Below are 5777 nucleotides of genomic sequence, written 5' to 3'. Positions count from 1 at the left end.
TTCAGTATAGTTGAGCTTATTATTGACTAGAGTCATGCTCTTGCGCTTGACCCCTGGGCTCTGCAGCGGCTTTCCACAGCCCAGAGCGCCCTGACAAGCGTTTTTGGTAAGATCACCCCTACAGGTCTTCCAGGGTGCCCGGCGCCCACGGCATGCACGACAACCCTACTTCCCTCTCTTCTGATTTCGAAGTCATCTCTCTGTCCAATCCTCAACAGGCCATGTCTTTGGCGGGCACTCAGGAGGCCAACCTGAGGTGGATCAGTCGCTCCAGCGGTGCTTCTGTAACGCTGCGCGGACAAGACCTGTACCTGAAAGGCACTCCCCAACAGCGGCAGCAGGTGCGGCAATGGCTAGAATTGCTGAGGCCGCTTTGGCAAACTGGGCACCCCGTCACTGTGATCGATGCAGAGCAAGCTTTTCGCGCCCTCTCCGGACAAGAGGCTGCCGCCTACCAGCAAGCACAAGCAGGGATTTTGGCCCGCACCCGCAAAGGGGAGCTTATCCGACCGAAAACGCCCCGCCAACAGGAGTACGTGCGAGCCATTCGCACCCATGACCTCTGCTTTGGCATTGGGCCGGCGGGTACCGGCAAAACCTATCTGGCTGCCGTTGTGGCCATTGCTGCCCTACAAAACCGGGAGTACGAGCGTTTGATCTTGACTCGCCCGGCTGTGGAGGCGGGAGAAAAACTGGGGTTTTTGCCGGGGGATCTGGTGGAAAAGGTGGATCCCTATCTGCGGCCCCTTTACGATGCCCTGTTCGAGTTTATCGACCCGGCCAAGCTGCCGCAGTTGATGGAGCAGGGGGTGATCGAGGTGGCGCCGCTGGCCTATATGCGAGGCCGTACTTTGAGCAATGCCTTCATCATTTTGGACGAAGCCCAGAACACCACCCCCGAGCAGATGAAGATGGCCCTCACGCGGCTGGGATTCCGGTCGCGTATGGTGGTTACCGGGGATCTCACCCAAACGGATCTGGGCAAACATCGCATGTCCGGCCTGGCAGCGGCAGAGCGTATTCTGACAGGGGTAGAGGGGGTTGCCTTTTGCTACTTCGACCAGCGGGATGTGGTGCGCCACCCTCTGGTGCAGCGGATTGTCGATGCCTACGCCCGCTACGAGGGGCAGTCGTGAAGCTGAGGGTGCTCTTTTTCGACGCTGTGGGCACTTTGTTTCGGGTGCGGGGCAGCGTGGGCCAGGTTTACAGCCAGGTGGCAGCGGAGTATGGGGTAAGGGTGGATCCCCAGGCCTTGGATCGCGCTTTTGGCCAAGTTTTTGCCCAGGCTCCAGCCCCGGCCTGCCCAGGATTGACGGGATCCCCTTTGCGGGAGTGGGAGCGGACCTGGTGGCGCCAGGTGGTGCGGGAGACTTTTGCCCGGGTGGGATCCCTGGCTGCCTTCGGAGAGCACCGGTTTGAAGACTTTTTCGCCCAATTGTTTGAGCACTTTGCCGGGGCGGATCCCTGGGAGCTGTATCCCGAGACGCTGCCGGCTTTGCGGGCCCTGCAGCAGGAAGGGATCCGGTTGGGGGTGATCTCCAACTTCGACAGCCGCTTGCCCAGGGTGCTGCAGCAGTTGCAGTTGGATCCCTACTTTTCCACCCTCACCCTCTCCACCCAAGTGGGCTATGCCAAGCCCGATCCTCGCATCTTCCAAGCTGCCCTGGCAGCCCACGGGATCCCCCCCGCAGCCGCCGGCCACATTGGCGACAGCCGCCGCGACGATTATCAGGGGGCAAAAGCAGCAGGCTTGCGAGCCCTTTGGCTGGATCGAGAGGGGAAGGATAGCTCCTGCCCAGAGCGGATAGAAGATCTGTGGGGATCCCTGTCCATGCTCAATGGGCCGAAGCAGAATTGAGCAGCAGAGGGGCAAAAAGGCCATCCGGCTTGAGCAGGTAACGCCGCAGGTTCATCCGCCGCTCCAGCAGGCAAGCGTGGCCGCTCTGGGGCGAGATTTCTACCTGCGCCTGGGGCAGCCGTTCCGCCAGCCAGCCCACCTCCTGCACCGAGGGCAACAGGCGATCCCGCCCCCCCGCCACCAGCAAAGTTGGCAGGGTCATCGACTCCAGGGGCAGCTTCTCCACAACAAAGGATCCCAGCAAAGCCAAGCGCCGAGCAGCCACTGTGGGTTCAACACTGTGAACCGCCTGGCGCAGCCGCTCCCGATCCGGCGGCTCCATTTGGCTGAGCTCCGCCAAAACCCCCAACCCCCGCTCCGACAACTGGTGATAGAGCCCCGGTGGCAAAAAAGGCAGGAGAACATGCCCTGCCCACCACCAGGGCCTACGTCGCAGCGACGAGGCCGGATTGACCAAAATGAGGCCGCGGCACCGTTCCGGCCATTGGGCGGCCACCAGCAAGGCCAGGCAGGCCCCAAAGGATTCTCCACACAAGTACGCCCCCGCTTCTAGCCGGGATCCCACCCAATCGGCCAGGGTTTCCCAGCTATCCCCCGCTTCCGGGTGGTTCAAACTCAGGGGGCGAATGCGAAACTCCCGCTGCAGAGCCTGCGCCTGCCGGTAAAACAACGTACCTGTGCCATCCATACCGGGCAAATACAGCAGCAGGGGCCGCTCCTGACCGACCGCTCCCGTTGCCGGGCTGACCAAGCTAGAGGCAGATGCTACCGGCTCGCCACTCAACTTTCTCATCTCTCTGCCAATCCCAATCGCACCTGTTCTCGGGCCGCTGCAGTTAGCTCTTGAATGACCTGCATTCGCTCGCGTCGGGATCCCTGGCGCTGCTTCCTGCCCACCCAAAGGGGGGATCCCACCCTGAGCACCACCCGCCGATACAACACCACCGGATGTCCCCCTTCCTGTTGAAATCGGGGTTCAGTGGGGTCAAACCAGCGGAAAAAAGCCATAGGAATATCTACTCCCCGCCATTCTTCCTGCGCCCACACCGCCACCGGCAGAATCGGCAAGGGATCCACCGCTGCCGCCAGCGCCAGGTGGGCAAAACCTGGCTGAAACCGCCCCACCTCCCCAGGCGAGGTCTCACGGGTGATCTGCTCCGCCCCTTCTGGGAAGATCCCCACACCCACCCCCGCTGCCAAACTGGCCTGCGCCTGGCGAAAAAAATGGATTTGCTGCCGGGATCCCTGCTTGAGGGGAATGCAGTCCAAAGCCAGGGCGATTTCCCGCAGCAGCGGCACCTGAGCCAGGTAGTAATGGCAGGCAAAGCGAATCGGTCGGTCCAACCCCGCGATCAGCACCGGCGCATCCAGAAAACTGCGGTGATTGCTCACCACCACCAGCGGGCCGGCGGGAACGTGCTCCTTGCCCTCCACCCACACTTCCGTCTGGAAAAGGGTGAGCAACAACTGGGCCAGAGTCCTGGGGTCTGGAGGCCAAGAGAGAGCAGAATTGGCTGAGAACGCTGCGAAGGATCCCATCAATAGTCCACCCCGCGCCGCAGATCGGCCCCCTGCTCGGCATAGTGCTTGTGGCTCACCATTTCCGAGTGGACAGAGGCCAGCTCAAAGTAAGGTAAGGGGGCATGGCAGCGCCCCGTGATGATGATCTCCGTGTCCCGCGGCTTGCGCAGCAAAGCCTGGACAATCGGCTCCACGTCCAGCAGCTCCAGATCCACCGTCGGGTTCAACTCATCCAAGATGATGGTTTTGTACAGGCCAGAAGCGATGGCCGCCCGTGCCAACTCCCAGCCCCGCTCCGCTTCTACATAGTCGATTTCCTGTTGTTTGCCCCGCCAGACAATGGCGTCCCGACCGCAACGCTGGTGATCCACCAAATCGGGGTAGCTTTCCCGCAGGGCCCGAATGGCTGCATCCTCGGTGTAGCCCGTTCCCCCCTTCAGCCATTGCATGATCAGTACACGATGGGAGAGATCCTTACTGATGCCGCGTCCAATCGCCTGCAGAGCCCGCCCCAGAGCGCTGGTAGATTTTCCCTTGCCGTTGCCGATGTAGATCTCGATGCCGCTGCAAGGGGGTTGGCCGTTTTGGGGATCCGTCGCCCGCCGGACACTGCGCATTTCCGAGTGCAAATCCGCCAGGTCGATAATTTCCTTGGGAGCGCCGCGCCCGGTGATGATCACCTCCATGGCCTCCGGCTTTTGCTTGAGGGTACTGACCACCTCCTCCACAGGCAACAGGCCCAGATCCAGCACCGGGTTGAGCTCATCCAGCACCACCACCGAGTAAAACCCCGACGCCAAAGCCCCTTTGGCCACGTCCCAGCCACGGCGGGCCTCCTGACGGTCAAACTTGGTGATCTCGTCTGGGCCGAAAAACTCTCCCCGCCCGGTGCGCAATTGATCGATGAGATGGGGGAAACCTCGCTGCAGAGCCGCAATGGCTGCATCCTCGGCATAGGTTCGGCCTGGCCCCTTGAGAAACCGCACCAGCAACACCCGGCTGGGGGCCGCCTTTTCGATCCCCAAGCCAATGGAACGCAGCACAACCCCTAGGGCCGCCTGGGACTTGCCTTTGCCCTCGCCGTCGTAGACATGGATCTGGCCCCGTCGCCGATCAAACTGCTGGGCAGTCACAATCCCAATTTCTGCCATGCCCCTCCGCGTCATCCTGCTGTGGGAAAATCCCACTTTTCTACCCCCATCTTAGAGCCTACTTGGAGCCTAGCCAGAACTTGGGCAGGAGGGGGAAACTAAAAAGCTCCCAAGAGGCCGGAAAGACCGGGGTAAGATGAGCAATGGTTGTCCAGCCGATGCCTGTCTAGCGAGGGATCCCCCTTGTATCCGACTGCATTTTCTTCTCGCCCGTTACTCCCTGCTGTGGATAGCCCTATTGAGCTGGTGGGGGGGACGCCGCTGATCCGTCTGCGGCGGGTTGCTGCCGATTTGCCGGAATCGGTACGGGTATACGGCAAGGCAGAGTGGTACAACCCTGGGGGTTCAGTCAAGGATCGCCCGGCCCTCAACATGATTCGCGCTGGCGAACGCCAGGGCAAGCTTACCCCCGGCAAGATCATCCTCGATGCCACCAGCGGTAACACCGGCATCGCCTATGCCTGGATCGGGGCCGCCTTGGGCTACAAGGTCAAGCTGGCTCTTCCCGCCAACGCCAGCCTGGAGCGCAAGAAGATCCTGGCTGCCTATGGCGTGGACTTGGTTCTGACGGATCCCGCTCTGGGATCCGATGGGGCCATCGAGAAAGCCCGCGCCCTCTATGCGGAAAACCCCGAGCTTTATTTCTACCCTGACCAGTACAGCAACCCCGCCAACTGGCAAGCCCACTACGAAACCACTGGGGTGGAGATTTGGGAGCAAACCCAGGGGCAGGTCACCCATTTTGTTACCGGGCTAGGCACCAGCGGCACCTGTATGGGGGTGGGGCGGCGCCTGCGAGAGTATCGCCCGGATATCCAAATCATTGCCATGCAGCCCGACTCTCCCTTCCATGGCCTGGAAGGGCTCAAGCACATGGCCACAGCTCTAAAACCCGAGATTTACGATCCCACCCTGCCTGACCAGCACATTGAGATCTCCACAGAAGCAGCCCAGAAAATGGTCAAGCGCTTGGCGTTGGAAGAAGGCCTGCTGGTGGGCATCTCTGCCGGCGCCAATGTGGTGGCAGCCCTAGAGGTGGCCCGTCAGCTCTCCTCTGGAGTGGTGGTGACCATCTTTTGCGACGGGGCTGACAAATATCTTTCCGAGCGTTTCTGGACAGAGGAGTGACATCCTCCCGGCGCTCGTCCTGCGGACAGGGCGCGGGCTACCCTTCCCGTCAGCGGGACGGAGTCCTTGAAGCCCGCACTCTCTCGCTTTGGCGGCGCGGAGCGCTTTGCGTCAGCATG

At 61.5% G+C, this 5777-nt stretch carries 6 protein-coding genes; 3 read left to right on the top strand and 3 right to left on the bottom strand.

Going from position 1 to position 5777, the window contains the following annotated elements; genetic code table 11:
- Positions 1–152 precede the first annotated feature (152 nt).
- Together NW843_RS01060 and NW843_RS01055 are read left to right on the top strand one after the other, a co-directional pair.
- A complete protein-coding gene (locus tag NW843_RS01060; RefSeq protein WP_414330856.1) occupies positions 153–1136 on the top strand; it encodes a PhoH family protein in 984 nt (327 codons plus the stop codon).
- Positions 1133–1858, top strand: a complete 726-nt coding sequence (locus tag NW843_RS01055) for an HAD-IA family hydrolase (protein ID WP_011433888.1) — start codon at positions 1133–1135, stop codon at positions 1856–1858. Before NW843_RS01060 ends, NW843_RS01055 begins: the two co-directional genes overlap by 4 nt.
- Here NW843_RS01055 and NW843_RS01050 read toward each other — a convergent pair.
- From NW843_RS01050 to NW843_RS01040, 3 genes are read right to left on the bottom strand one after another with little or no spacing between them, the layout of a single operon-like run.
- On the bottom strand, positions 1836–2651 hold the full coding sequence (locus tag NW843_RS01050) for an alpha/beta fold hydrolase (protein WP_414424520.1): 816 nt from the start codon (positions 2649–2651) through the stop codon (positions 1836–1838). The two genes, NW843_RS01055 and NW843_RS01050, sit on opposite strands and share 23 nt — an antisense overlap.
- Complete coding sequence (locus tag NW843_RS01045; protein ID WP_414413352.1) at positions 2648–3397, bottom strand: lysophospholipid acyltransferase family protein; 750 nt, start codon at positions 3395–3397, stop codon at positions 2648–2650. Before NW843_RS01045 ends, NW843_RS01050 begins: the two co-directional genes overlap by 4 nt.
- A complete protein-coding gene (locus tag NW843_RS01040; protein WP_414521853.1) occupies positions 3397–4545 on the bottom strand; it encodes a cob(I)yrinic acid a,c-diamide adenosyltransferase in 1149 nt (382 codons plus the stop codon). Before NW843_RS01040 ends, NW843_RS01045 begins: the two co-directional genes overlap by 1 nt.
- A 168-nt stretch (positions 4546–4713) precedes the next feature.
- On the opposite strand from NW843_RS01040, the gene NW843_RS01035 reads away from it, so the two are divergent.
- The gene (locus NW843_RS01035; protein WP_414521852.1) at positions 4714–5658 is read left to right on the top strand and encodes a PLP-dependent cysteine synthase family protein; all 945 of its coding nucleotides are present in this window, start codon (positions 4714–4716) and stop codon (positions 5656–5658) included.
- Positions 5659–5777: the final 119 nt, after the last annotated feature.

This window comes from Synechococcus sp. R5-12 (assembly GCF_047502655.1).
In the GTDB taxonomy this organism is placed as follows: Bacteria; Cyanobacteriota; Cyanobacteriia; order Thermostichales; family Thermostichaceae; genus Thermostichus.
This window is presented reverse-complemented; position numbering and strand designations above follow the sequence as displayed.

Bases quoted from the DNA above. Each gene is read 5' to 3' on its own strand.
- NW843_RS01060 (WP_414330856.1), top strand. From the start codon at position 153: ATGCACGACAACCCTACTTCCCTCTCTTCTGATTTCGAAGTCATCTCT.
- NW843_RS01050 (WP_414424520.1), bottom strand. From the start codon at position 2,651: ATGAGAAAGTTGAGTGGCGAGCCGGTAGCATCTGCCTCTAGCTTGGTC.
- NW843_RS01045 (WP_414413352.1), bottom strand. From the start codon at position 3,397: ATGGGATCCTTCGCAGCGTTCTCAGCCAATTCTGCTCTCTCTTGGCCT.
- NW843_RS01040 (WP_414521853.1), bottom strand. From the start codon at position 4,545: ATGACGCGGAGGGGCATGGCAGAAATTGGGATTGTGACTGCCCAGCAG.